Consider the following 25998-nt stretch of genomic DNA (forward strand, 5'->3'; position numbering starts at 1 on the left):
CAATGAATCCTCCTTATTATTAGAAAAAATATAGTAAACTCTTATGTACGTTTGTTGATACATAGGAGATGAAACCAATACATCATGCTTTGCTTCCTTCAAGTTCATTCTTCGCCACGATAATGGAACGGAACGCAGAAATCAGCAATAAGATCCCTGGAACAATTAACAATAGAGCTGAGCCTGCTTTTGAATTAGCGTAATTAAGGGCATATCCTATATAGGGAATCGTCAAGTTGGTGTACTTTCCGATGATATTTTGTGCGGGAACCGTCCATAGATCGGGGCCGTTATTGTTATCCCCCTTGGTTTTATACACTGCTTGTCCATTCTCTTGTTGGACATCTATGATTCTATGTGTAATCAGCTTATCTTCCATGCGAAAGGTAATGATATCCCCCGTTTTATAAGAAGTATGCTCATCTCCCAGCTTGATGGAAATGATGGACCCTGTCTGGAATGTAGGTTCCATGGATCCTGATAATACTGCTTTGACCTGGTAGCCCAGAAAGGTCGGTTCCCCTCCTGATAGTCTGGAAGAAAGGACGATGAATGCTGTAAAACAGATCATCACGAGAAAGATCGCTCCTATTGCACTACTCACTATGTTCCACAGTTTCTTCTTCATGTTCTGTCACCTGCTTATCATTCGTTATTTCCGATGGTGCTTCATCAGTCATTTCCGTTGAGTCTTCATCCGTTATTTCCGTTAATAATGCTTTATCCTGAAATTCAGAGCTCTCTGGGTCTGGATTCGTCTTAGGTTGTTCTATAGAAGGTTTTTCTGGGTCTGGATTCGTTTGATTTGAATCTACAGAAGGTTCCACTTGATCTTCCAGGTCTTGTATCTGCAATAAGATAGAAGAACGAATGGCCTCTATATGTGAAAAGTCAACAGTTGCTCGAACCTTTTCCATCATATCTTCAACATGCTGAAAACCCTCACGTACATAATCATATGTATGGACGTTCGTGACTTCCTGTTTCTGAATGTCCATATGATACGCGGACATTTCATCATACAGATTTTTCATAGTACTTATTTGGCGAGTGAGCTCCTCTTCCATGGCTCTCACCTCATCCAGTTGCTTATGTAATTCTTCTATTGATGCTTTTGGTGGAGGAGCAACAATGGCATGAAAAGTGTGTTCCATACTTTTTGACACCTTCTGTACACGATCCTCAATCCCGTGAATGGTTGCCGGAAAAACAAACGCCGCATTCATGGTGATCGGACCTGGTGAAACCTGGCTTGAAAATGCCGCTTCTGTTTCTCCTACCAGCTGAGTCCCTGCATAAAAGGCCATACAACATAAAGAAGGCAGGAGTATGGTTTGTTGAATTCGTCTTCTCACTTAATCACTCCCTTTTGCTGACTCTAAGTATACAGAATTATCAAACAAAGGAAATTGGGTTATTCTGACCGGAAAACGGGGAGGAATTTTGTCGAATAATGCCGTTTTTGCGGAAAATCACACAGTAATTAACCCAATTGATTTCACCTTCAACTTTCTCAATAATTTAAATTGTTAGATATCTTATCTCGACGAGAGGGTGAAAGTGTTTGAAAAAGAAAAAGCAGAAGAAAATGAGTAAAAAAGCGGCCATTCCAGCTGTACTGGCTCTATCGGTCACATTGGGAGGATTAGTGCCATCCGTGCCTGGATTTGCAGGATCATCAAGCGTCGTTTCTGTACAAGCTGAGGGATTGAGCAAGCAAGAGGTTGTAAAGGCGTTCCTTCAATCAAAAGTAATGGAGAAAACAAAATCCCTGACGGCAGGAGATCAGTTCAAAATCATCAGTGAGGAAACGGATAGCGAAACCGGTACATACCATGTACGCACTGTCGAGCAGTATCAAGGCATACCGATCTATGGTTCAGGTCAAACCGTTGCGTTAGATGCAAATAATAACGTATATGCATCATTTGGTAACGTGACCCAAAAGCTTGCCCGTACCATCATCCCGACAGAAGCAGCCATTGAAAAGGAAGCAGCAGAGAACATCGCCAAAGCTGGTGTGTCATCCGACATTGGGGTAGATGAGCTGGAAACGTACGATGGCCTCGATACAGAGTTGACGATTTATCCCCATGAAGGGAAATACTACTTAACCTACTTGGTGAAAGTATCTACTTCCACTCCGACTCCAGGCTATTTCCATTACTTCGTGGATGCGACAAACGGGGAAGTGGTCAACAGCTTTAACGCCATACATGAAGTGGATCCGACAAGTCTTTCAGTAGCGGTAGGCAGAGGATTGAACGTATTTGGGAAAATGCAGTCATTCCCTGTAGGAAAGGATACGGCAACCGCAACCAGTTATTTATATGGCGGTTCTATTGCGGGGGGATCATTTAGCAAACCTAATATTGTACCTATAGCGACATTTGATGCCCGCCGTATGGGGGAAACTCCATTTATCCTGCTTTCGGCACTATTTGGATTCACTGGATTTGAAATCAAGACCAATAGTTCCACGAATTTCTTCTACGACCCTGCAGCCGTTTCAGCACATACAAACGCTGATAAAATAAACAAGTACTATCAACTTGCCCACAAACGCAACGGAATCGACGGCAAAGGTACACCATTCATCAGTACGGTCCACATAGGTTCTAAGTGGAATAATGCTGCCTGGAACGGTAAGCAAATGCTGTACGGAGATGGCGACGGGAACCTTCTTGGTTCATTAGCCGGCGGCTTGGACGTGGCTGGTCATGAAATTACGCACGGTGTCATTGAACACACGGCAAACCTGACGTATCAAGATGAATCAGGGGCCATTAATGAATCATTAGCGGATATCTTCGGGGAAATATCTGAAATGTACTCATCCGGTTCTTATACAAATCCTTCAGAGTGGGAAATGGGTGAGGATATCTATACTCCGAATAAAGCGGGAGACGGCGGGCTTCGGTCAATGAAAGATCCTCGTTCCAAAACCGTCCCTGCAGCATACGGCCTGAGGGATAACCGTTACCCGGATCACTATGAAGACCGCTATGTCGGGGAACTAGATAAAGGCGGCGTGCATATTAACAGCAGTATCAACAATAAAGCAGCCTACCTGATTTCAGAGGGCGGCACACACAATGGCGTAACGGTGACTGGAGTTGGTGCCGGCATAACAGGCACCATCTACTACGATGCATTAACAAAGTACCTGACACCTTCCTCTGGATTCAAAGAAATGCGCGAAGCTGCCATCCAGGCCGCTCGAGACAAATATCCAGATAAGAATGGTCAACCATCAGTACAAACAAAAGCAGTCATCGATGCTTACGATGCTGTAGGTGTTCCAGCTGAATAATAGTGGGACATAATGGGTCTGGTGCCGGGACGGGGGGACAGTTCCTTGTCCCAGGAGCCATCGAAACGAGGGGTTTTCCCTCGTTTTTTTTAGATTCTTTCCTATTAATAGAAATCTATTTATTTACGATAGTAGTTTTAGAGCATGGGCTTCTTTTATACTCTTCCATTACTTGAGGCAGTAAAAAGTTTCAGAGTAACCAGGTTTAACTGACCACCTGAAGAAAATTCGACAAGTAGGATCAATTATTTCAAATGAGGATTAATGAATTGAATACAGGATCAATAATCCGAATGCAGGACTAATAATCCCCATTCAGGATTGAAAATAGTCCGATCAGGATTAATTCTTCAACAGAGAGACCCTCACCATCATTTCCGGCCACAATATGTACCCATGGAACTCTCAATATCCCATCTCAATTCAATATTCTGCAACTTACCTGCAGATTTCCGACAAAAAAGAGAGAGTAGAAACATATGAGCATCTGCTCAATCACAAAAACCAGTCGATGCATTTTCTGCTGAAAATAAAAAATGGAACGTGGTGCCTGTTCCCACGTCCCATCATAAAAAAAGGATTCATACTCCTATGAGAATGAATCCTTTTGAAAAAAGAGATAAAATTCAACCTCGCCTACACCCTACATTCCTGCTGAAGATCCTGCGGCCACAAGGATCCAAAACCCAAATTTATAAATAAACGTTACGATTCCAAGAATAAGACCGGTATAACTCATGCCCTTCGACTGCCCACGTTTCAAGCCTACTGCACCAAAGACAATCGCAAGGATCCAGGCAGGAAGCATGAACCATCCGAGAAACGGCACTAGACCAAGTACTAACCCTACAATTCCCAGGACAAGGGCTGACACCGCCATTCCATTTCCAGTTGTATGCACTTCATTCAATTCTTTTTGCATCTCCATCTCATCACCTCATTTCAAAATATGGTGATGTGAGGAGGTTTATTCCATAATTTCACAAAAGTATTACTGATGGTGGGACGAAGGAACAGGTCCCTTGTCCCAGAATCTAAATAGAGACAAGAGGATTTGCCCCCTCGTTTTTCTCAATGTTTGGGACGAGGTGCCTGTCCCCACGCCCCATCCCAAAAAACTAGCTCTTCCGATATTTATCCTCGATGATTTTGTAGTTTTCATGGTTAATCTTAGCCCACTCGGTCTTCTTATAATTAAGCCCTTTGAGAATCTGGTTGTTCCATTCAAGATCAAACTCCCTGAAAAAAACTGATTTAGCCCATGCCTTCATGTCCTTATGCTCAGGATGTTTCTCATTACGATAAGCTTCAAGGAATTCATAGAATCCATGTATACCGCCAACATCTTCAGGTGGCGCTGTTTCCGCTCCATCAAGAAGGGTTGGATAGCCAAAGTAGTAATCGTCTACAATTTGCTCTAGCTTTATAGTGAACTGCCAACCATCACCAAAATCATAGGAATACCTGATTTCCTTATGCTTCTCCAGATACTCATCGATCTTTAAACCAGTGGGTTTTCGGACTTCTAGCTTTAATCTTTCCTGATATTTTTTTTCAAATTCCAGCATTTCATGTGGGGTCGACTTCAGCTGTTCTTCATACATGGCCTTGTTTTTCTTATAATGCTGATGCTCAAGATAAGCTTCCTCATGATTCGTGACAATCTTATGGTCCTGCCTCAAGTCGAATTCAAAGAGGTGATACCCTTCATGTGGATAACCACTCCTAAAATTGGTTACGTTCTGGATGATATCATGTAGCCTTTTATAAGTTGCTCCTGCCGGCATGATGACCCGTCTCCATATTGGCGGCTTGGTATCTTCTAATTCTATTCTGACAATATATGCTTTCAATTTGGATTCACTCCTATTCACTATTTGATGAGAAGAGACAAAAAGGCGGTTTCCTTGTCCGATGACAGTTGAGAACCAGAGAGCACCCCAACGTTCTTTTCACTATTAATGGGAGGTGTAAACTGCTCCTCAACCATTCTGCCCAACATGTCCAGGGATGAGAATAACCGTCCCCCCATTTTCATAATTATAGAGTAAACGAAGGGAGCTGGTCTCATGCTTGAATGGAGTGCTGTCATTGCAGCCGTTGCGTTCACCATTCTCGTCATCTATTTAATTATGACATTAAGAAAAGTAATGGCAACACTAACAGAAACGGAAAAGACACTGTCTGACGCCAGGAAAGCTGTGAACGGAGTGACAGAGGAGGCAGAAGAACTGATTCACACGGCCAATCAGATTTCGGATGATGTAAAAGGAAAAATGAAAGCCGTCGACCCTTTGCTTGAGTCAGTACATGATGTGGGTGACATGTTACAAAATGTGACCAGCTCGGTGAAAAGAACCGCTTTGCAAAAGAGGAATCCAAAAACCATTCATGCGCAGGAGAGGAATTCCGTGCAAATTAAATTGAAGTGAGTATAGAGGCCGGGACAACCGGCCTCTTATTTGTGTAGGGGGGTTTCCCTAATCATTCTCTGCTTATAAATCCAGACTCCATATACGTATAATCTAAAGTTATTCAGTAAAAAGGGAGGAAATCTCATGGGAAAAGAACAGGAAAGTCTATCAGACGAAATAAAGAAAAAGGATTCTGATTTTGACAAAGAAATGTTGGGATACAATGAAGAGATAGAAAAATTGAAGGAAAATATATTAGATAATAAGGAGTAGGTGGATACGATGGGAGATCTACTGTTCCGAGACCCTAATAAAGGCGAGGAATTCGCTCCCTCGTCTTCCTCACTTTCTCGGACACGGTTCCTGTCCCCTCGCCCCGCAACAGATGCAAAAGTCGTGAATATACTTGATTTGACCTCTGCACGTATCTTGAGGGTCAATGCCTAAGCAGTTAATGGTAATCTTTCTTACATTCTCTAGATCATACCTTCTACCGTTCGTTATGGGAATGTTTCTTATGATTGGGGCTTGATTGTCTGTTTCTATTTCAACTGAAATGGTACATTCGTTCGGAAAAGAAAAATTACTGATCGTTAACATCCCTTTATTATGGTTGGGAGTGACATCTTCAAATAGAACGAGTGCTTCTCCGTTACAAGGCAATGTGAAAGAATCCTCTTCTATTTGTATTCTCTCAACAAAACAAGAAGATTGTTTAATCTTTTTTTTATGCATGATGATACCTCCAATCTTTAGTTATTATCGGATTTGCAACATATACAGAAATACTTTGTAATTTCCAGACGTGCTTGACATGTACAAGCTTGTTCGAGGTTTGTACAACGGCATAAAGCTGTGATCTCTCTTACGTTTTCAATAAGGATCCGCGACTTCTGTTCTGTTGTCACTATCCGTTGAAACTCTCCTTCATCTGTCTTAAATGTAAGGATCAGATCGCAGTCTTCTTGAATATTAAATCTCTCTATAACGATATACATTTTATTATGGTTGGAAGAGAAGTCTTCGTAATAAAGCTGTGTTCCCTCATTGCAGTCTTGTGATACAAAGATGTTAAGTTCTCTCTTTTGTAAAAAACAAGCAGAAATCAACATTCTCACTCCTTTCTTATGATTAATAGTCATCTATTTCTTGCAGGAAAACTCATTGCAGCATATACAGAAATCGCGTTCAATTGAAATGTTTGCCGAGCATAGATTTAAGCTACCTTCCCCGATGCAATTGGCTCTTATCTCCCTTACATTTTCAACTTCAATAAAGGTACCTCTATTACTCGGCGGGAACATACGGACAAGCTCTTCTTGATCTGTGACGATAATCAAGCGAAGTATACAGGCGTCAGGATTATTACCTGGTTCAATACCGATCAATGATTTATTATGGTTGGTTGTGAAATCTTCATAAACAATTGATTCTTCTTGATTACACGCTTGAACAAAAAGAATAGTGGAACTAGTCTTTCTTACAAAACATGGATCTTTTCTTCCACCCATTTTAAAAAACCTCCTTTTTTTTCATATACTACAAGCTATGCAAGTCTACTAAATGTGTTTGGGTAATAAACGGAGATTTGAAGAGGAATGCTAGAGCGGGAGAGGATTCCACCCGCCCCCTGACGCTTTAAATCGATTATCAACCCCTGTTCCCTAACCACTCGGCTTACTAAAAAACAAAAAGATCCCTCACTGCGTTTATCATTACACTCCAAAAAATAAAGATGTCGGTTTTCATCTTGTCCTGTTCTTGGGGACAAGGAACCCGCCCCAAAGTCCCTATCCCCAAAACAAAAAGTAGTCATATTTTCACATCTAATTGGTATTTATTAGTTATATGCCCAGAAAGGAGTTTTGCTGATGAAGTGTCCTGGTTGTGAACATATGAATGATGGAGGGAACTTTTGTGAAAATTGTGGTACACGATTAGTACAAGGGGTGGCCGAATCCGGTTATTCTCATTCAAGGCCAGCAGCTGCTCATGCACCGATCCCTGCCGCCCCCCAACCAAATGCCCATGTTGAAAATGTGAAGAATGTCTCGAAAATGTATTTCTCATATTTTCTGGAAGTACTAAAGAAACCCGTTGCCGCCACGCAAAACGCGAATCGCGAACAGCTTGTCAACGGATTGATATCGATTGGGATATTTGCTCTTATCATTCCTTTAATCATTTATTTAGGTCTCAAGGAAGCCGGGATGAATGGCGAGTTTATGTCCATGGTCATCAAGCCCGCTTTTTCTTATGCTATTTTCATTCTGTTAATTGCTTCTTACTCGTTTGTTGCGGTTAAGCTCGGGAAGGTTCCGGTGGGGTATACAGATATCATCGCGCGATTTGGTTCTATGCTTATTCCTTTTTTGGCCCTATTCCTGCTAGCCTTTTTGATGTCTTTATTGGGTATGGGTCTATATCCTGTCTTTCTTGGGATCGGTTTTATGGGTTCTACTTTTATCGTCCCTCCTTTAGTGATTTCAAGCTTTAAAAGGGATTATCCTTCAGGGTTGGATACTCTGTATGGAACTCTATTGACCTATCTGGCCATATTCATCACGATGGGGGCAATGGCTGCCTTTCTCCTTTCCACGCTCCTTGATCTCATTGAGTCCAAGTTGACCTCTTTCTTTCTATTTTAAGCAATGTGTTTGACATCCCCCTTGATGTATCCTGGGGGATTTTTCTAAGAAAATGCCTAATGGAGGAGGAAACGGATGAAACCATGTAATCATTGCGGTCACCCCCTTTCAAAAGACAGTGGATTCTGCCGGAACTGTGGCAATCCTGTCATCTCTGAGAAATCTGCACTGTTTTGTAAGCTGTGTGGAACACTATTCATAGCCGATAATGAGGAATGTTTGAACTGTAAGGATCCCAACGAAAAAAAGCAGCTCTCTTTTTGTAAGGAATGTGGAAGTGAACAGACAGATGGAGAATGCCAAAGGTGTAAGAGTGTCAGCCCATTCCCCTGTAAAAAGTGCGGCTCTCCCCTCCCTTCAGCTGATCTGCCATGTGATCAATGTACGGAGCCGACCAGGAGACGCGTTCACTCCAAATCCACCTGGATAAAGCGAAAGTCCACTGTTTTTTCGCTTATACTCCTTGTGATTCTTCTTGGCGCGGGCACGTACGGATTTTGGTATGTGAAAGATGCCTCTTTGCCGGTCCATACGACGAAATCATTAACGTCGGCCATCAAAAGTAAAGATTTGTCAGCCGTACGGTCCTTACTAGAAGGTACACATCCAGAAGAAAAGATCAGCCGTCTTTTAACGGATTTACACAGTGACCCTGCTCTATTGGCAAAACTTTATAAGAATCTATCCGACCAAGAGAAAGTACTCACCTCTAAAGAGCAAACCGATCCCGTAACGCCCATCGTATTTCAACTTAAAAAATCCCCAGAAAAGAAATGGGGACTCATCGACCAATATTCCCTCCACCTCACTCCCATTACCTTGACCATTCAAACGGACCCTGACGCCAAGCTATTCGTAAACAATGTCGAAGTCCCACCATCAGGGACGGACCTTCGCCAGGTAGAGAATCTATTACCAGGAGAAATCTCGGTCAAGGCTGTTAAAACAGGGGAATATGGTGAATTTGAAACGAACGAATCCTTCCCGTTGTGGGAAACGAACACCACCCCCATGCTGCTTTCGTTCCAAGATCAATATGTGACCGTAAGCTCCGAGAAAAGCGGCGTGGATGTTTACTTGAATGGAGAGTTATACGGAACGCTTGATGGAACAGATATGAAGATTGGCCCTATCACGGCTGGAGACTCCGTCACGATCAGTGGCGTGTACCATTACCCCTGGGGAGATGTGACGAGTGAGGAATATAGAGTTGGCGCCACCGAAGAGGTCGAACTCCTCTTTCCGATTCCTTCTGAAACGATTCGCGATCAAGTGGTCGATGCCGTCACTGACTACAATCAGTCCTATATAGAGGCGATTACCATCCTGGACAGCTCGGTATTAAGGAGTGTAAAAGGTCCCAAACTTGAAGAAACCATCGGAATCATCAACGATTTGAAGCAAAGGAGAATCACGTATGGTGGGTACATCAAGGAGTTAATCTTCGACGGTCAGTCTTTTACCCTTGAAGAAGAAGGAACCAAAGCGAGGATCAGTGTGGCAGAGCATTATGAGAGCAGCTGGAATGACCCCTCTGACGCTGAAGCCGCTACCTTCAAACCGAAAACCTATTATTTCACCTATGAATGTGAATTCGATTCAGACACGAATGAGTGGGTTGTGGTAGATTCTAAAGAGCATAAAGGATTGACGATTGCAGATCCATTATGAAGGAGGAAAATCAGATGAAGGAAAAACGATTTTATCCATCCTTTCCATATAGAGAAAATGGGACACACACCGTTCCCCCTTCGCATCCAACCGGGCAAAGAATCAAGAGGTGGAAACAATGACGAAAAGGCTCTTACTCTTTCCAACTCTCATTCTGTTACTCTCTGATTGTTCCATGCCAACTTTCATCAAGAATCAAATGATCAACCCTGAAGAAATACTGGACGATGCCATTGACAATATGAGTACGTTAGAATCGATCCGCACACTGGGAGAGACCACCTTTCAGGGGAAACTCCTTGGCACGTCTTATGAATACACGGTTACCAGTGAAGGGCAAACGAGAATTGAAGATCATCAAACCGTTGAGGCATATATGACCACAAGCATGAAGGGAAGCGGGATCCCTGACTCCACAGACCGTTTCTACTTTAACCAGACACAATATGGAATCTACGATCAAACATCGCAGCAATGGGAGATAACAGACTTTCACCCTGAGGACCAGCTGCTCGTCAACCTGTTCCTCTCTTCCTTTGACCCTACCAATTCAGTGAACCAATACTACGATTCAAAAATAGAGAAGAAAGTAGACATTATAGGAAGGGAAGAAAGAAACGGGGTGAGCTGTATTGGACTGTCAGTAGAGATGAATGCGGATGAGATGATGAAAGAAGTATCACCGATTCTCAAAACGTTTGCGGGTTCTAGCGGCTCCCTTGCTTCTTCCCTGACAGGGACGATGGTCAAGAATATGACGATGATTTATTGGGTTGGCGAAGAAGATCAACTGGTTTACGGAATAGATACGGCATTACCTACGCCGATCGGAGAATTGACTACGAGCACAATTGTATATGATCATAATGGGGAGTTTGTGGTGCCAGAGTAGGGAGATAGGGGATAAGGGGTCAGGTCCCCTGGTCCCTTTTAAATTCCGCGTTGTTGATCACTACTTCATAAATGTTTCACCAGGACTCTCTTATACAACCACTTCTGCTCAATGGAGGGAATAGGTATGACAAAGGAGAAATTGTTAAAACAACTTATTAAGGGAAAAGAAATGAAATTAAAATGGAAACAAAGCAAAGAGAGCTTGGATAATTTCAAGGATGCTAAGTATTCGTTTTCGGCCCCTTTAATTCTTGCAGGGATTTTAGGTGGCATCCTTTACTTTATTTTCTCGAGTTTGATTCTTTCAGGCATTATTGCGTTTGTATCATTCATCGGATTATTTACCTTTATCATCAAAGATACGGGGCCACGAATCGAGGTCCTCGAAAAGGAAATAAAGACGTTAGAAAACAACTTCAAATTTGTGTGTGGATTCCCTATCCACCAATACAGCCTTGATACAATGAACAGGGTGATAAAAGCCATGAGAAATGGTGAAGCGGATACGTTGAAAGAGGCATTAGAAATTGACCGGCAGGATCGGTATCACCGGACACAAATGGAGGCTCAGGATCGACTGCTCAATGAAAATAAAAAACTGCAACAGCAAATAATTGATGTGGAAACGAATCTTACTGCGCAGAATAAGAAACTCAGGAAGGAAAATAGTGGGTTGAAGGATGAGATCGAGAGGATAAGACCTTATTAAAATGAGCTGGGTGTAGATCGAACTCAAGGAACCTGGGGGATAGGTCCCCTGTCCCCTTGGCTCACTTTATTTTCTTTATGCTCTTTATATATATTGCGTCGTTTCATCTAGAAACTCCTCTAAGAACTCTTCCGGAGAAATGGCTCGAGAATCGAAATCTGTTTTGGTTCGGATAAAGGAAAAATCTTCATGTGCAATCTTATCTCTAAATACAGTCAAACGCTTAGTCAATGTAGGATGGAACGTTAATATTTTTTGTTCCGTAAGTCTCGTTTGAATATCGTGGACGACATTCTTTTTTCTTTCGTTTTTTTTGATTTCTGGAGTTCTATACTCTTCCCCTGTACGATCTTTATAAATTCCTTTCAATAGCTGTTCTACAACAGCATAAACCTCCAATGTTAAAGATGCTAACTTATAATCTTTTCTTGTACATCTTTTTCATTTCCTGTTTAGACAAGTTGACAAAACGAAGATCGATTTCATCCTCTTCCTTTGTATATTCAACAATCTGCTTAAGCTCATCCCTTAATAACAGCAAATGGGCAAGTGCACCATCTTTCTTATCTTTCAGTTTCCCCATTAACATCAGCCCCCTCAGGATATCTTAACAGGACTATTATACTATATGTCTTTGTCAGTACTTGTCGAAATTTAGCATATAATTTATTTATTTCCAACCAGGGTTCAGAAGGACAGGTACCCCTACCAAATAAGACAGTCCTTCCAATTCACCCCTTGGAAGGACTGTCTCTATTGTACTTACCTACCTACACTTTTCAAAAGTTCGTAACACCGCTTTGCCGAGCTCATCATCAGAGACGTTTAGCTGAAGCTCTTCTGATACTTCTCCCTTGCCGGTATACCCATTGTTTTGTGTGTTCCTTGTCTTTGGTTCAAACTCAAATCCTTTTTGTTTCACCAGGAAAACCGTTTGGAAAAGATGTCTCTTTGTGAATGTCTTTTCGCTCTTATCTCCCGTGATACGCTTGATGTCTACATCTTTCATATCATCCGGGGTGTATTCCTTATTTTCAATCATGCCAAAGCATTTACGCAGCCTGGATCCAATATCAGCGGGATCTGAAGATACAAGTTCATGCTGTTTTAATCCGCGTGATACTCCTCTTTCATCGATTCCAAACGGAACCAAGATGATATCGCTGTTTTCAATATTTTTAAATATTCCCACGCTATTATCCATTTTCCCACGTCCTCAAATACTATTTTAGGATGGTCACTTGAAGCTCTACATCCTTATAATTATTCAGGGTTTCAGCATATTTTTTTGCTGCATTTACATAATCTGCTTGAGCATCTGTCAATCCATGGTCAGGAAGTACTACCTGAAGGACCTTTTTATCGTATGATCTGGTCGTGACACTTGTAAATGTCTTGGTTCCATCATATAAAGTCACATTTTTTGAAGCCTCGGTAAATTGGTCGAGTTTCTTTAAATCCTCTACAATTCTATCATACATTCTCTTTGGACTGTCTGTATAGATGGCAGACCTCGGATCAAGACTCTTAATGCTTGTCAGGATTCGATTGTCCAGCTTATCCACTACCGGGAACGTGATTCCCAAGTTGTTTCCTAAGAACTCATCTATTTCTTTGCCTCTTGTTAAAGGTGCCAGTGACCAGACATCGTAATCCCTCGTCCAATCCACTAATTCATCTGCATAACTTGGCAGATCCGGGAGGTTAGGAAGGTCTGGAGCCGCCTTAAGGAGCTTGAGGACTTTATCAATTCCTTTCGTTCCAATAGCGGATAGTAAAAGGCCGCTAATATTATATCCTATCTGCTCTGCCCGTTCATATCGGTCTCCATCGTTCCATTTATCAATTTCTTCTTGGAGCGCTTGTCCAAATGCATCAATCAACGGCTGCAGGTAAGAAGGATCCTTTGTAATCTGATACAATGCCAACAATTTGGCAACCTGGTAAATGGCTTCCCCTGTTTGAACGGGATGGGTAATGGCTTCCCAAGCGTCCAGCCCTGCATCCTTGATCCCAAGACCAAGTCCCTTAGCAAAATATCCAGTCAATTTTGCAATTTCAGTTGCACTGTCTACAAAATCATATGTTAAAGGGTTATCATCGTCATTGTCATTTATCCCATCAAAATCGGTGTCCGTATAATACTCTGATGATCCGCCATTTTTTTCTTCATAGTCAGATAAACCGTCGCCATCTGTGTCCCATTTGTTGGGATCAGAGGTTGTTAAGTAATATTCTCCATATACTCCTGTTAATTTGATGGTTCCGCCTTCCTCACCATCCAGCAACCCGTCTCCATCGGTATCCGGATTATCAGGCAATGTGTAATGAAGCTTTCCTGATCCATCTCTCCAGCCATTCAATTCAACATTATCAGGAATTCTGTCTCCGTCCGAATCAACTGCATCTCCTACTTCACCGCTGATCCTGCTGAAAACAGACGGAAGATCTTCTGCACTGGATACAGGGAAATATTGTCCTCCTGTACCTTGCGCTATACTACTGAGCAGGTTGGCATCTACTCCGGAACCGAGGCCGACTGTGTAGATGATGATATTATTTTCTTTCGCCTGTGTCGTAAGACTTGAGTTGTATGAACCTTCTCCATCGGTTAACAAGATTTCCATTTTAATATTGTCATCTGAACTGTTCTGAATTAAATGATTATTGGCCGCCCTTACCCCAGCCCCTATATCAGTGCCACCCGAAGAGTCTATCCGGTCAATTGAAGATTTGACTGCATTAAGATCAGAGGTAAGGGACTGAAGGATCTTTGCAGTGTAATCAAAATCGACAACACCTGCTCTATCCCCTTCGATCAGGGCATCGACGAAAGATTTAGAAGCAATCTTTCTATAACCCGAAGGGTCATTGTCATACATACTTCCCGATGAATCCAAAACAAACATGAGGTCGATATTTTTTAATTCTTCACCATCTCCCCCACGATTATCTCCTGTTTCTAATGGAGCCTCCCACTTTGATTGCCATGTCGGAACATAGAAAAGGACATAAGTAGAAAAGTGATCGGTTTCTCCCCACACATATCCATTTTCCACATCCACTCCCTGATCATTGAGGGGGACAAACGTCATGGACTCTTCATTGAAATAGAACATTTTGACGTTATCTAGGTCGCCATTTGGAATCTTAGATTCATCAAAAGGGATCTTCAATGTCGCTGTAGAGAAGTCTTCCCTCACTTCGATATTCACCGGTTTCGAGACCAGTGCGTCCATCTCTTCAAAAATGGACTCTCCTGAAACATCATCAATCTGAATGGACTTGGCCAAATCACCTTCACCGGTAATATCCAACTCCACATTGGTTTCAGGGTCACTAATCTCATGAGTATATTCTTCCAAGCCGTCTAAGATTCCATCTCCATCTGTATCTGGTTTGGTTGGATTCATGCCAAGACGATATTCACTTTCATCATCTAAACCATCGTGATCACTGTCTTGTAATAAAGGATTGCTATTAAATTCCTTCAATTCAAAGGAATCATCCAATCCGTCGAAATCAGAGTCTTCTGCCCAGGGGTTTGTCTTATGAGACTGTTCTTCGATGTTGGACAAACCATCCTTGTCGATATCTTCATCCCCATCATCTATTCCATTTGAATCCGAATCCTTTTTTAACGGGTCAGTAAAAGTTACGTACAGCTCATATCCGTCTGCTAAACCGTCATGATCACTGTCTTCTTTATTTGTTTTTAGACCTAATTTCTTTTCGATCGCATCATCGATACCGTCTGCATCCCGATCAGTTGACTTCTCTCTCTCTTTCAGTATGGAATCCGCAGCTGACCATGCTTTCTGAAAGAAGTGGAGCTTTTGCTTCTGATTATGATCGTTTGAGAAATTTATTCCCTTTTCATAGAAGTGAAAGGCATTCTTCAATTGAGATTTATACTTTTGAGGGTAATCTTCTATACCTTCATCCACTTTAGTTAATAAATCGTTTGCAATAATTCGATTGGCCTCTACAATTTTATCCAGGATGATTTCAATTTTATCCTTGTACTCGTTTGATATATTCGGATTGTTATAGTAGAAATTTAATCCTTCGATTGCTTTGGCGGACTCTTCAAAAACAGTTTCGGAGCTTACCATATTGCCAATTTCAAATGTTCCGTCTACCGCTTTCTCCAGAGAAAGGATCGACAGCTTCACTCGATCATCAGTAAAAGGTGTTTCATCACCTTCAGGATAAGGCAGCTCCTTCAAGTCTGATATAGCTTCTTCCAACAAATTTTTTGCTGTCTGATCTTGCACTTGTAATTCTGCAGGGTTGATACTGGTGATTTTTTCCTGGTTCCCGTTAGCAATAGCTAAATTAGGAAGAATCACCATGGCTATAAGATTTACTACCAACAAAAACTTTAAGGTAAACCATAAATTTCTCCTCATATTCACTCCATTACCTCCAATGTATTATGGTATTTATTTCTTCATTTACCATAATAATGGTATTTCAAATAGAGACTAATTACATGGTTAAAAAGAACTAAATTAACCAAACCGAAATATTCTTTTAGGCATATTTTCACTGACGTCAGTTCTAACATTGTAAAAAAATAAGAATAAAAAGGAGAATTACTTCTATATAATTATTTATCTTAATATTCAGTAAAACACAAGCGCAGTGACGGTTCTTACGATTCCTCCCACCTGAAGCTTTAAACACCAGATTCGTAAATATCCCCAAAATCCTCATAGACTTCCTCTGTGCCAAACCACTAATTCCTTTCACTCTTCTCAACACTTTCATCCTTGGATCCCTGGGCAGTATCTTCACATGAGGTATCTCCAAAGTCCCAAGACATTTCCTGTTTGGAAGGCTACCGTGTTCAGGTTGAGGTGCAAGTGATCGAGGGGATGGACAAGAGCACTAAAGCCTCTTTGCTTTTATTGAAATATTCATCTTTACCACCTGAATATGTGCTACTTCAGCGGAGAGTCAAGATAAAGAATAAATAACCACAAAAAAAGACCTGTATCACACACAATGTTGTGTACGATGCAGGTCTTCTTTTAAATTAACATGCTATAACGAATTTATTTAAAAAAAATTTAATAGAAAAAACCTTTTACTAACTTCACCCATCCCAAAAATGAAACCCAGAGTGGAATACTTAACAGCGTTCCCCAATACATACCTACTATAAAGTTGCCTTCCCTCTTCATCATTCAAGCACCCCTAACAGTTTTTAATCAATTGGAGCTATTGAACTGAACTGTGTAAACTCATTATAAGTAATGGTAGATAAAAAGATTGTCGGAATAGACATAACTTTAATAAGATCTTTTATCAGAATTAATCGAAAATAATACTCCAGTTGATAGTAAATTCCCTTTTCGTCAACGATTTAAACTAATTCTCTTATTAACTATACGGTCTATATGATTACTGGATTTATTTTCTCATGGAGAATAGAGATGAGTGAAGGGTGGTTTTATTTCCAAGGATGTATACTTTTCCCATTAAATATTTTGTCTTTTACATTAAGTCGGTTTTGTATGATTTAGCATTCCGGAAATTTTTGAGGTGGAGTAGTCTATACTGATATTGGGAGCAAAGGACCTGGATTATAATGTGGTATAATAGGAGATTACATAAATAAGTCGCTCCATTCATTACGGACAACATATGACATCAGTCGGTTTCACTGATTTTGTTCAAAAGGTTTGGGAAAACAAATAAATTCCCAGAACCTTTTTAACTTAGCGTTGAACCCTACGCTTTTACTGGAGCATTCAACATATTATCAATTCTTAACATTAGCCCATCCTTTAGTTGATTTAACTTCGATTGACTATCTTCTAAAGAGTTCCCAACCACACTAAAGTAAAACTTAATCTTAGGTTCCGTCCCTGAAGGTCGTAAGCAAATCCACGAACCATCTTGGAGGAAGTATTTGATAACATTTGATTTTGGTAAAGAAATTATTTCTTCTTTGCCTGCACTTTTACGAATACTAGATTTATAATCTTCACTTGTTTCCACAGATATTCCACACAACTCTGTCAAAGAATTTTCTCTAAAACTTTTTAAGATGGATTGTATCTGCTCAGACCCTTCTTTACCCTTGAGGGTCAATGATTCTAATCCTTCTTGGTAAAATCCAAAGCGTTCATATAAAACTAATAAAACATCATAGAGTGTTTTGCCTTGTTTCTTATAATAAGCAGCCGCTTCGACTGCCATCAACACAGCCTGGATTGCATCCTTGTCTCTTGCAAAGTCTCCTATAAGATAGCCGTAGCTTTCTTCATAACCAAATAAGAATTCATATTCACCTGTTTTTTCGTAGGTCTTTATTTTTTCACCAATAAACTTGAACCCTGTAAGAACATCTTCTACAGTAGCTCCATATGCTTCTGCCACTTTTCTTCCCAACTCAGAAGTAACAATCGTTTTGAACACACGGCCATTAGTAGGCATTGTACCCTTTGCTTGTTTTCGGCTCAGTATATAATCCATTAGAATCGCACCGGTTTGGTTTCCTGTAAGTAATAAGTACTCTCCGTTACGATCTTTCACGGCTATTCCTAGCCGGTCGGCATCAGGATCGGTTGCAATTAATATGTCAGCGTTCTTTTCTTTGCCATCACGAATGGCCAGTGCAAAAGCTTCCTTCTCTTCTGGATTTGGTGATATAACAGTAGAAAACTCAGGATCTGGAACAGATTGCTCTTTTACTAAATGTACATTTTGATAGCCAAGAGCTGATAGACCTTGCTCTACCATTTTCAGTCCGGTTCCATGTAACGGAGAGAATACAATGCTTAGATTTACATCTCTTGATATCACAGGTGATTCTGAAATAGTTAAAAGTTGCTCCAAATAGAAATGGTCAACCTTTTCACCAATCATTTGGATGAGTCCTTTTTCTATTAACTCCTCTCCAGCTTGGACAAAGATTTCTAATTCATTTTCAACTTCGTTTACTTTTTGGATCACTTTATCTGCCTCTTCAGGAGTTAATTGGGCTCCGTCCTCCCCATAAACTTTATATCCGTTGTATTCTGGTGGGTTATGACTTGCTGTAATAACAATTCCTGAGAAAGCATGTAGATGTCGTACAGCAAATGATAGTTCGGGAGTAGGTGTTAATTCTTCAAATACATAAGTTTGAATACCATGAGTAGCTAGTGTTCTTGCCGCTTCCATTGCGAACTCAGGTGATTTGTGTCTTGAATCGTATGCAATGACTACTCCGCGGATTTTTGCCTCTTCACCATGTTCTTCAATGTATCTTGCTAAGCCTACAGTTGCTTTGCGGACCGTATAGATGTTCATACGGTTTGTACCAGGCCCAAGTTCTCCACGCATTCCACCTGTGCCGAATTCGAGGTTTTTGTAAAATGCATCTTCTAAACTAATTTCGGATGAAATTAATTCTTTTTTTAATGAGCCCTCTAACTTTGAAAAGCGTTTCCAGTTTTTAAGATTATTCTTCCAATTCAACATATATAATCCCCCAATCCCATATTCAATAAAGGCCCTCTAATATCCATTTAAGATATTAGAGGGCCTTTATAAGGATTATTTTAAAGTGTATTGTTTATCGAAATAGTTTTGGTATTCTCCACTAATAATCTGCTCCCACCATTCCTTGTTGTCTAAATACCATTGAATGGTCTGAGCAATTCCAGTCTCAAAATTAAATTCAGGTTTCCAACCTAATTTTTCTAACTTAGTAGGATCTATAGCATATCTCTTATCATGTCCTAATCTATCTGTCACAAATTCTATTAGATCTTCCGATTTTTCTAACGTACTTATGATTGTTTTGACAACCTCTAAGTTTGTACGCTCATTATGTCCACCAACATTATATACTTCACCATTCACACCATCATGCATAACTAAATCTATTGCTTTACAGTGATCTAATACATGCAACCAATCACGGATGTTTTTACCATCACCATAAACTGGGACGGTTTGCTCATTTAATACACGAGAAATTGTTAGCGGAATCAACTTCTCCGGGAAGTGATAGGGTCCATAGTTGTTAGAACATCTTGTTATATTAACTGGCAACCCAAAAGTTTCATGATAAGCCCGAACCAATAAATCTGAAGAGGCTTTACTTGCACTATAAGGACTATTTGGTTCTAATGGTGTCTCTTCTGTGAAGAAAGTATTCGGGTCAAAATCTAACTCTCCGTATACTTCATCTGTGGAAACATGAACAAACTTAGTAACTGCATATTCCTTTGCCGCATCTAACAAAACTTGTGTACCTAATACATTAGTTCGGATAAATATTTCCGGCTCAGTGATTGATCGGTCTACATGACTTTCTGCCGCAAAATGGATAACATAGTCAAACTTTTCTTTTTCAAATAAAGACATGATCTCTTCTCGATTAGCAATATCAGCTTTAACAAAGAAATAGTTATCTTCTTTTTCAATTTCACTGTGTTTAGTTAGATCTCCTGCATATGTAAGAAAATCTAAATTATATACATCATAGTTAGGGTACTTTTTCACCATATGTTGAACAAAGTTTCCACCAATGAAACCTGCTCCACCGGTCACTAAAACTTTTTGCCTTTTCATTTACTTCACCTCATTGTGTAATTCTTCTAAATATCTATTTAACGCATCTTGCCAAGAAGGTAAAGACTTAAATCCGTTTTCGACAAGCTTTTGTTTAGACATTCTTGAATTTTTTGGTCTAATAGCACGAGTAGGGTACTGCGCCGTTGTAATAGGACTTACACTTACTCTTTTTTCAGCAAGTCTAAAAATCTCTGTTGCAAAATCTGCCCAGCTACAAAAACCTTCGTTCGAAGCATGATATATACCATATTTTTCACTTTGAACCATCTCAATTAATAATTTCGATAAGTCTAATGTATAAGTAGGTGAACCATATTGATCGGCAACTACATTTAGTTCTTCCCTTGTTTCAGCTAAACGTAGCATTGTTTTAATAAAGTTATTCCCATTAATACCAAACACCCATGAAATTCTTACAATGAAAAAGTTTTCAAATAATGATTGAACAACTTTTTCCCCTTCGTATTTAGTCAATCCATAGTAACCACTTGGGTTAGGTTTATCTGTTTCTTTATATGGAATAGTACCTTTTCCATCATAAACGTAATCTGTACTGATATACATGAATTTTGATTTAATTGATTTGGCAGCTTCAGCAAGGTTTTTAGTACCCTTTACATTAACGTCCCAACTTTTTTCTTTATCATCCTCAGCATTGTCAACAGCTGTATATGCAGCACAGTGTATAATTGCATCTGGTTTAATTTCATTCATGAAATCTTGAACCCTTAATCTATCTGTAATATCTAGTTCCCTACTTGTACTACCAATCATTTCAAGACCTTGACGTTGCCCCACTTTCACAACATCATACCCAAGCTGTCCATTATACCCAGTAACTAATATCTTCATTTATCCGAATTCCATACAAAGTTATTTTCTGCATCCACTAATGTAGGAGCTTCTTCGTCTTTAATGGAAAGAATGGGTTCAATATCAATTGGCCAATCGATATTGATAGTAGAGTCATTCCAGATAATACCTCTATCATGTTCTGGTGAGTAAACTTCATCTACTTTATATTGGACTTCTACATCTTCAGTTAAAGTCATAAATCCATGTGCAAAACCTTGTGGAACTAATAGTTGCTTTTTGTTTTCTGCACTTAATTCAATCCCGAACCACTGTGCCCATGTTGGACTCCCCTTTCGTATGTCAACAGCAACATCAAAGATGGTCCCTTTGGTACAACGAACTAATTTTGTTTGAGCTTTTGGAGACAATTGATAATGTAATCCTCGTAAGGTCCCTTTAGCTGCAGAAAAAGAATGGTTATCTTGAACAAAATTCAAATTAATACCTGCATCTTTAAACTTGGTTTCAGTATATGTTTCAGTAAACCAGCCTCTGTGGTCACCAAAAACACGTGGTTCGATAACGAGAACATCACTGAGTAACGTTTTTGTTATTTTCAATTCCTTCATCCTTTTCTATATCATTTATCTCTATTATTAAATAATATCTAAAAAAACAGATTTACTTTTTTTACCAATGATTATTCTTCAATTTAAATTTATTGTACCAAGATTCTTTACTCCGGTTCACTAAATTTTTTTCTGATAAACGGTATGTTTTTAATATTTAATATTAATTATAATTCATGATAAGTCGTGTTGTTCAGCTAAACGCAACATATATTGTCCATATTCATTTTTCTTGAGAGGCTCAGCTAAATTCATTAGTTGATTTTTTGTAATATATCCTTTACGGAAAGCTATTTCTTCTAAACAAGCAACTTTTAAGCTTTGACGTTTCTCCACGGTTTCAATGAAGGTCGAAGCCTCTAACAATGACTCATGTGTTCCAGTATCTAACCATGCAAATCCACGTCCTAATAACTCAACTTTAAGCTTTCCTCTGCGCAAATATTCCTCATTTACAGAAGTAATCTCTAATTCACCTCGTGAGGAAGGACGAATAGATTTTGCTATTTCAACGACGTCATTATCATAGAAGTAGAGACCAGTCACAGCGTATGTTGATTTAGGGTCTGTTGGTTTTTCTTCAATAGATATAACCTTACCAGTTTCGTTAAATTCTACAACCCCAAAGCGTTCTGGATCCTTTACATTGTAGCCAAATACTGTTGCACCACTAGTTCTAGCAGAAGCACGCTCGAGTGTATTTGTAAACCCATGTCCATAAAAGATATTATCGCCTAAAACCAGTGCTACAGAATCATTCCCAATGAAATCTTCTCCTATAATAAAAGCTTGAGCTAGTCCATCCGGAGATGGCTGAACTTTATAACTGAGATTAATCCCCAACTCTTTTCCGTTTCCTAGCAGCTGCTCGAACCTCTCAGTATCATTAGGAGTAGAGATGATTAATATATCACGAATCCCAGCAAGCATAAGAACTGAAAGTGGGTAATAAATCATTGGTTTATCATAGATTGGTATTAGTTGCTTAGATATTGATCTGGTTATGGGATACAACCTTGTCCCACTACCTCCAGCTAGTATAATTCCCTTCATTTAACTTCCTCCTCTCTTAGATGATAATTCATTTTATATTCCTTATAAAATTTACTGTCCACTGACCAAGGGTATATAATGATTGAATCAGTATATATAAAATAATCAGTTTGTACTACCTCTTTACTTTTTGTAAAAACATTTAACCCAGCCACTTTAATATTCAATTTTTCATTTTTATTTATTAAAAATTCTTTTAATGAGTTTATTGTATGACCGGTGTCAATCGAATCGTCTACAATTAATACATTCTCAACTTTACTTAGATCCGGCAAATCTAACCTTTCAATTTCTCGAATACTATTTTTATCATGGAATCCTGAATTAAATTCAATTTTCCTCAATATATTTTTTATAGATTTCGGAAGGAGTGCAAGAAATGCAGTCAATCTCTTTTTAGTCTTATTACCTTTTCTAGAAATTTTCACACTGTGTAAAGGTAAATTAAATCCCTTGGCAATCTCCTTACCAATTAAATATCCACCTGTTTCAATAAATATTATAGCATCAGGAATGAATTCGGTAGATTCTACATCCTTATATAAGTCATGAGACAAATCTATTATATTTTTTACGGATAATTCTAAATATTTCATGGTAATCTTTCCTTTTTATTAGAGTTTTCAGTTTTGAATACTTCGTATAAATGTGGACAACTTTATTTGTTTTTAAATTTAGATATTTTGCATTCTTTAATTTTGGTATTATATTGTGAGAATTGAGATGTTCCGTGGTATCAATTTGAATATGATTATATTTTAATTCTGAATAAGTATGAGCATCACTACCGCAAGAAGTAATTTTATTTAAGCCATTACAAAATTTTGTTATATTTACAAGGTCCTCATCATTTACTATTCTCCCATTAAAGTCTTCAATGATATCTATAAAGTCTAAGTTATTTTCAATTTCGTCCAAGTCTAAACAGCTCTTATTTCTCTTTTTATCAATGGGATGTGGTATATATACTATCCCTCCTTGATTTTTTATTAATTCAATTGTTTCCCTTGGTGAAAGTCCTGGAGCTATACGATGATTCAAAAACAAACCGATGATTTCACCTTTATTAGTCATTATTTCTTCTCCAACAATAACATCAATCTTATTTCCATATTTCTCTTTGAATTTTAACGCACCCTCGATTTCATTATGATCAGTAATGGCTACTCCATTTATTCTTTGATCAATCAATTTTTTGAATAATTTATCCAATCTCATATCGCAGTCCCATGAAAATTCTGTATGAATATGAAAGATATATTTTTTTTGCATACTGGAGTCACCTTTACCTAACAAATAATAAATTCACAAATATCAATGTTTTATGTTTTATATTTTGTTTAACGATTTTATATAATAAGAATGATAAATAATATAGATAACCAAATTTAAATTTTTTACAATATTCCTTCAAGTCTTTCTTATATATTTTTAAACGAGCAAAGCTTGATTCTTTTGAATTAGTAACTTCTGAAAAATCTTGTTTTATACTATTTTCCATTAATATATATGAACTAAAATTACTTCTGAAATTCAATATAAAATTATGATCAACCAAGTCTAAGAAAATTCTTTCATTATACAAACCTATATTTGAGAAAACTTTTTTGTTGATAACCATGCCAGAATTTATTGCAGTCATTTTTTCTATAGGAATTTCATAATCAATAGAACTCTTAACTTTTAATTTTTTTAAGATTGCAGGTGAAATCACTTTATTATCCGCATATACTTTAGGTACATGCAAAAGAACCCTAGAATTTAAAGAAACTGATTTGATTGTCTCAGGGATAAAATTAATACTTAATCTTGAGTCTTGATCTAATAAACAAATCCAGTTAAATTCATATCTAGAAATAACATAATTATAAGCTTTACTAAGTCCTATGTTTTGTTTTAAACTAATATATTCCCAATTATTATCTGATACCTGTTTCTGATTCAATTCATAATATTGTTCCTTATCAGAATTATCAAAGACTACAAATTTAACTTCATTCTTTGTCTCTGAAGAATTATTTAGATACTCTTTTATAGATTTAACGGTATCTGAATTATTATAAGTTTCGTTATACAAAACAATTAAAAATAGTATCAAAAGCTTCCTTCCTTCCTCTTAACCTTAAAAAATAATGAAAACATAACAAAATAAAAGAATTGAAAACTAAAACCTGTAAATGAAAACATATTATCAAAAGTATTAAATATCGCTAATGTATTTAATAAAGATAGACCAGTTAAAGTGAAAGTATTATTCTTAAGAAAAGTTGTCATAGAAAATACAAATAATATAAATAGTATATAAATAAGCACTGGCCCTAACCAATTAAGGTAGATAAAAGACTTTGCATAAACTGTACCTACGGTAAGTGAAGGTGCAATTTGACTAATTTTCTCTTCAGGCAAATTATAACTTTCTATTAAACGTTTACCTATTGAATCTATTAATACTTCACTAATGAAGAAGTTATCAATTTCATTAATTTCAAAACTTTTTGTACTACTCTCATTTATTGTTTTTTGAAAATTAGCTAGAGGTGATGCGGTATATATATATACCCAGAATAAAGGTTTAGGAATTATTGAGTTCCTAAATTCTTCATTTGCACCTCCTATGTCCAAAAACAACTCAGTACTGAATTTATCTACTTTAACAATATGACTTACAGAGTTATTTAGCCTTAAATTACCTAAAACCCCAAACAAAATACTAAACGTAAATATGAGAAGTAATAACTTTATTAATAAGCTTTTACTTATTCTTTTATTTCTCTTTATTAAAAAAATAAATGTACAACTAACAACAATAAATAAAAAAGCACCCCTATTGAAAATCAAAAGTGGTAAACTACTTAGCAGAATAAATTCAATCAAATATTTTTTGCTTTTATTGGCTAGATAAACTTGAAAAATATAAGTTGCGTAAAAACAATTAAACGTCAGTAATAAAACGTGAAATACTGGCACTCCGAAGTCTTTATAATTATTCGGTATAGATAATACTACTGATAGTAATGGAATATTTTTTGTAATTACAAACTCTAGTATATAACCACAGATTACCATTAATGTTATTAAAGTATAAATTTTACTGTTAGTTAAATCATTTTTTTCTACAATTTTAATTCTTCTATTAAATAATCTTCCTAATAATAAATTTAATAATATGGTAGAAATAAAAAACAGAATTGTTCCTATTGATAATTTGGGGAATAATTCAGACCAACCAAGAAGATAGATTATTATTACAAAACTAAAACTGAGATTATAAACATAAAAGGGATTTAAAACCATT

Annotated in this window: 26 protein-coding genes; 7 read left to right on the forward strand and 19 right to left on the reverse strand. The window is 38.2% G+C overall.

Going from position 1 to position 25998, the window contains the following annotated elements; genetic code table 11:
• Positions 1-82 precede the first annotated feature (82 nt).
• Together sipW and TV75_RS21240 are read right to left on the reverse strand one after the other, a co-directional pair.
• Entirely contained in the window at positions 83-628 is a 546-nt protein-coding gene (gene sipW / locus TV75_RS16555) for a signal peptidase I SipW (RefSeq protein ID WP_044339915.1), read from the reverse strand.
• A complete protein-coding gene (locus TV75_RS21240; protein ID WP_052504594.1) occupies positions 597-1355 on the reverse strand; it encodes a DUF4047 domain-containing protein in 759 nt (252 codons plus the stop codon). The genes sipW and TV75_RS21240 overlap by 32 nt, the downstream gene beginning before the upstream one ends.
• Before the next feature lie 233 nt (positions 1356-1588).
• Between TV75_RS21240 and TV75_RS16565 the strand changes: the two genes are divergently transcribed.
• The gene (locus TV75_RS16565) at positions 1589-3313 is read left to right on the forward strand and encodes a M4 family metallopeptidase (RefSeq protein ID WP_044340001.1); all 1725 of its coding nucleotides are present in this window, start codon (positions 1589-1591) and stop codon (positions 3311-3313) included.
• A gap of 643 nt (positions 3314-3956) precedes the next feature.
• On the opposite strand, the gene TV75_RS16570 is transcribed toward TV75_RS16565, so the two are convergent.
• Together TV75_RS16570 and TV75_RS16575 are read right to left on the reverse strand one after the other, a co-directional pair.
• Positions 3957-4241: a hypothetical protein gene (locus TV75_RS16570; RefSeq protein WP_052504595.1), complete on the reverse strand. Its 285-nt coding sequence runs from the start codon at positions 4239-4241 to the stop codon at positions 3957-3959.
• 190 nt (positions 4242-4431) lie between these two features.
• A complete protein-coding gene (locus tag TV75_RS16575) occupies positions 4432-5166 on the reverse strand; it encodes a plasmid pRiA4b ORF-3 family protein (protein WP_044339916.1) in 735 nt (244 codons plus the stop codon).
• A 216-nt stretch (positions 5167-5382) separates the two neighbouring features.
• Between TV75_RS16575 and TV75_RS16580 the strand changes: the two genes are divergently transcribed.
• Positions 5383-5745: a DUF948 domain-containing protein gene (locus TV75_RS16580; RefSeq protein WP_052504596.1), complete on the forward strand. Its 363-nt coding sequence runs from the start codon at positions 5383-5385 to the stop codon at positions 5743-5745.
• Between the two features lie 126 nt (positions 5746-5871).
• The gene (locus tag TV75_RS22560) at positions 5872-6000 is read left to right on the forward strand and encodes a hypothetical protein (RefSeq protein ID WP_301280438.1); all 129 of its coding nucleotides are present in this window, start codon (positions 5872-5874) and stop codon (positions 5998-6000) included.
• Between the two features lie 69 nt (positions 6001-6069).
• Here the strand turns inward: TV75_RS22560 and TV75_RS16585 are convergent, their stop codons facing one another.
• Together TV75_RS16585 and TV75_RS16595 are read right to left on the reverse strand one after the other, a co-directional pair.
• Positions 6070-6462, reverse strand: coding sequence for a hypothetical protein (locus TV75_RS16585; protein WP_044339917.1), 393 nt, complete (start codon positions 6460-6462; stop codon positions 6070-6072).
• Between the two features lie 407 nt (positions 6463-6869).
• Entirely contained in the window at positions 6870-7238 is a 369-nt protein-coding gene (locus tag TV75_RS16595; RefSeq protein ID WP_044339919.1) for a hypothetical protein, read from the reverse strand.
• A 360-nt stretch (positions 7239-7598) separates the two neighbouring features.
• Here TV75_RS16595 and TV75_RS16600 point away from each other — a divergent pair, with 360 nt between their 5' ends.
• The 4 genes from TV75_RS16600 to TV75_RS16615 all read left to right on the forward strand — a co-directional run bounded on the left by TV75_RS16600 (position 7599) and on the right by TV75_RS16615 (position 11649).
• Positions 7599-8375, forward strand: coding sequence for a hypothetical protein (locus tag TV75_RS16600; protein ID WP_044339920.1), 777 nt, complete (start codon positions 7599-7601; stop codon positions 8373-8375).
• Positions 8376-8450: 75 nt separating this feature from the next.
• Positions 8451-10046 carry a zinc ribbon domain-containing protein gene (locus TV75_RS16605; RefSeq protein WP_044339921.1) on the forward strand — a complete coding sequence of 532 codons (1596 nt, stop codon included), beginning with the start codon at positions 8451-8453 and terminating at the stop codon, positions 10044-10046.
• Positions 10047-10164: 118 nt separating this feature from the next.
• Entirely contained in the window at positions 10165-10938 is a 774-nt protein-coding gene (locus tag TV75_RS16610; RefSeq protein WP_044339922.1) for a hypothetical protein, read from the forward strand.
• Positions 10939-11064: 126 nt separating this feature from the next.
• Entirely contained in the window at positions 11065-11649 is a 585-nt protein-coding gene (locus TV75_RS16615) for a hypothetical protein (RefSeq protein WP_044339923.1), read from the forward strand.
• 84 nt (positions 11650-11733) lie between these two features.
• Here the strand turns inward: TV75_RS16615 and TV75_RS16620 are convergent, their stop codons facing one another.
• From TV75_RS16620 to TV75_RS16680, 13 genes are all read right to left on the reverse strand, one after another.
• Complete coding sequence (locus tag TV75_RS16620; RefSeq protein WP_044339924.1) at positions 11734-12018, reverse strand: hypothetical protein; 285 nt, start codon at positions 12016-12018, stop codon at positions 11734-11736.
• Positions 12019-12064: 46 nt separating this feature from the next.
• Entirely contained in the window at positions 12065-12232 is a 168-nt protein-coding gene (locus tag TV75_RS21915; RefSeq protein WP_156142491.1) for a hypothetical protein, read from the reverse strand.
• Positions 12233-12415: 183 nt separating this feature from the next.
• Positions 12416-12853 (reverse strand): hypothetical protein, encoded by a 438-nt coding sequence (locus tag TV75_RS16625; protein ID WP_044339925.1) that lies wholly within the window; start codon positions 12851-12853, stop codon positions 12416-12418.
• A gap of 19 nt (positions 12854-12872) precedes the next feature.
• Entirely contained in the window at positions 12873-16061 is a 3189-nt protein-coding gene (locus tag TV75_RS16630) for a VWA domain-containing protein (RefSeq protein WP_253275559.1), read from the reverse strand.
• Positions 16062-17388: 1327 nt separating this feature from the next.
• The gene (locus TV75_RS16640) at positions 17389-19122 is read right to left on the reverse strand and encodes a phospho-sugar mutase (RefSeq protein WP_044340005.1); all 1734 of its coding nucleotides are present in this window, start codon (positions 19120-19122) and stop codon (positions 17389-17391) included.
• A 78-nt stretch (positions 19123-19200) separates the two neighbouring features.
• Positions 19201-20223, reverse strand: a complete 1023-nt coding sequence (rfbB, locus tag TV75_RS16645; RefSeq protein WP_044339927.1) for a dTDP-glucose 4,6-dehydratase — start codon at positions 20221-20223, stop codon at positions 19201-19203.
• Complete coding sequence (gene rfbD, locus TV75_RS16650; RefSeq protein WP_044339928.1) at positions 20224-21078, reverse strand: dTDP-4-dehydrorhamnose reductase; 855 nt, start codon at positions 21076-21078, stop codon at positions 20224-20226.
• Positions 21075-21641, reverse strand: a complete 567-nt coding sequence (gene rfbC, locus TV75_RS16655) for a dTDP-4-dehydrorhamnose 3,5-epimerase (protein ID WP_044339929.1) — start codon at positions 21639-21641, stop codon at positions 21075-21077. The genes rfbD and rfbC overlap by 4 nt, the downstream gene beginning before the upstream one ends.
• A gap of 183 nt (positions 21642-21824) precedes the next feature.
• Entirely contained in the window at positions 21825-22703 is an 879-nt protein-coding gene (gene rfbA, locus TV75_RS16660) for a glucose-1-phosphate thymidylyltransferase RfbA (protein WP_044339930.1), read from the reverse strand.
• A complete protein-coding gene (locus TV75_RS16665; RefSeq protein WP_044339931.1) occupies positions 22700-23299 on the reverse strand; it encodes a phosphoribosyltransferase in 600 nt (199 codons plus the stop codon). The genes rfbA and TV75_RS16665 overlap by 4 nt, the downstream gene beginning before the upstream one ends.
• Positions 23250-23975, reverse strand: coding sequence for a PHP domain-containing protein (locus TV75_RS16670; RefSeq protein ID WP_052504598.1), 726 nt, complete (start codon positions 23973-23975; stop codon positions 23250-23252). Before TV75_RS16670 ends, TV75_RS16665 begins: the two co-directional genes overlap by 50 nt.
• 13 nt (positions 23976-23988) lie before the next feature.
• Positions 23989-24801: a glycosyltransferase gene (locus TV75_RS16675; protein WP_044339932.1), complete on the reverse strand. Its 813-nt coding sequence runs from the start codon at positions 24799-24801 to the stop codon at positions 23989-23991.
• A complete protein-coding gene (locus tag TV75_RS16680) occupies positions 24798-25997 on the reverse strand; it encodes a hypothetical protein (protein ID WP_044339933.1) in 1200 nt (399 codons plus the stop codon). The genes TV75_RS16675 and TV75_RS16680 overlap by 4 nt, the downstream gene beginning before the upstream one ends.
• Between the last annotated feature and the right edge of the window lies 1 nt (position 25998).

This window comes from Rossellomorea aquimaris, from assembly GCF_000935355.1.
Lineage (GTDB): Bacteria > Bacillota > Bacilli > Bacillales > Bacillaceae_B > Rossellomorea > Rossellomorea aquimaris_B.

What these genes read in the sequence shown, in the direction of transcription:
- rfbA (WP_044339930.1), bottom strand. Translation starts at nt 22,703, where the DNA reads ATGAAGGGAATTATACTAGCTGGAGGTAGTGGGACAAGGTTGTATCCC.
- TV75_RS16680 (WP_044339933.1), bottom strand. Translation starts at nt 25,997, where the DNA reads ATGGTTTTAAATCCCTTTTATGTTTATAATCTCAGTTTTAGTTTTGTA.
- TV75_RS16615 (WP_044339923.1), top strand. Translation starts at nt 11,065, where the DNA reads ATGACAAAGGAGAAATTGTTAAAACAACTTATTAAGGGAAAAGAAATG.
- TV75_RS16630 (WP_253275559.1), bottom strand. Translation starts at nt 16,061, where the DNA reads ATGAGGAGAAATTTATGGTTTACCTTAAAGTTTTTGTTGGTAGTAAAT.
- TV75_RS22560 (WP_301280438.1), top strand. Translation starts at nt 5,872, where the DNA reads ATGGGAAAAGAACAGGAAAGTCTATCAGACGAAATAAAGAAAAAGGAT.
- TV75_RS21915 (WP_156142491.1), bottom strand. Translation starts at nt 12,232, where the DNA reads ATGGGGAAACTGAAAGATAAGAAAGATGGTGCACTTGCCCATTTGCTG.
- sipW (WP_044339915.1), bottom strand. Translation starts at nt 628, where the DNA reads ATGAAGAAGAAACTGTGGAACATAGTGAGTAGTGCAATAGGAGCGATC.
- TV75_RS16570 (WP_052504595.1), bottom strand. Translation starts at nt 4,241, where the DNA reads ATGGAGATGCAAAAAGAATTGAATGAAGTGCATACAACTGGAAATGGA.
- TV75_RS16565 (WP_044340001.1), top strand. Translation starts at nt 1,589, where the DNA reads ATGAGTAAAAAAGCGGCCATTCCAGCTGTACTGGCTCTATCGGTCACA.
- TV75_RS16585 (WP_044339917.1), bottom strand. Translation starts at nt 6,462, where the DNA reads ATGCATAAAAAAAAGATTAAACAATCTTCTTGTTTTGTTGAGAGAATA.
- TV75_RS16580 (WP_052504596.1), top strand. Translation starts at nt 5,383, where the DNA reads ATGCTTGAATGGAGTGCTGTCATTGCAGCCGTTGCGTTCACCATTCTC.
- TV75_RS16665 (WP_044339931.1), bottom strand. Translation starts at nt 23,299, where the DNA reads ATGAAATATTTAGAATTATCCGTAAAAAATATAATAGATTTGTCTCAT.
- TV75_RS16670 (WP_052504598.1), bottom strand. Translation starts at nt 23,975, where the DNA reads ATGCAAAAAAAATATATCTTTCATATTCATACAGAATTTTCATGGGAC.
- TV75_RS16595 (WP_044339919.1), bottom strand. Translation starts at nt 7,238, where the DNA reads ATGGGTGGAAGAAAAGATCCATGTTTTGTAAGAAAGACTAGTTCCACT.
- rfbD (WP_044339928.1), bottom strand. Translation starts at nt 21,078, where the DNA reads ATGAAGATATTAGTTACTGGGTATAATGGACAGCTTGGGTATGATGTT.
- rfbB (WP_044339927.1), bottom strand. Translation starts at nt 20,223, where the DNA reads ATGAAAAGGCAAAAAGTTTTAGTGACCGGTGGAGCAGGTTTCATTGGT.
- TV75_RS16610 (WP_044339922.1), top strand. Translation starts at nt 10,165, where the DNA reads ATGACGAAAAGGCTCTTACTCTTTCCAACTCTCATTCTGTTACTCTCT.
- TV75_RS16600 (WP_044339920.1), top strand. Translation starts at nt 7,599, where the DNA reads ATGAAGTGTCCTGGTTGTGAACATATGAATGATGGAGGGAACTTTTGT.
- TV75_RS16605 (WP_044339921.1), top strand. Translation starts at nt 8,451, where the DNA reads ATGAAACCATGTAATCATTGCGGTCACCCCCTTTCAAAAGACAGTGGA.
- TV75_RS16625 (WP_044339925.1), bottom strand. Translation starts at nt 12,853, where the DNA reads ATGGATAATAGCGTGGGAATATTTAAAAATATTGAAAACAGCGATATC.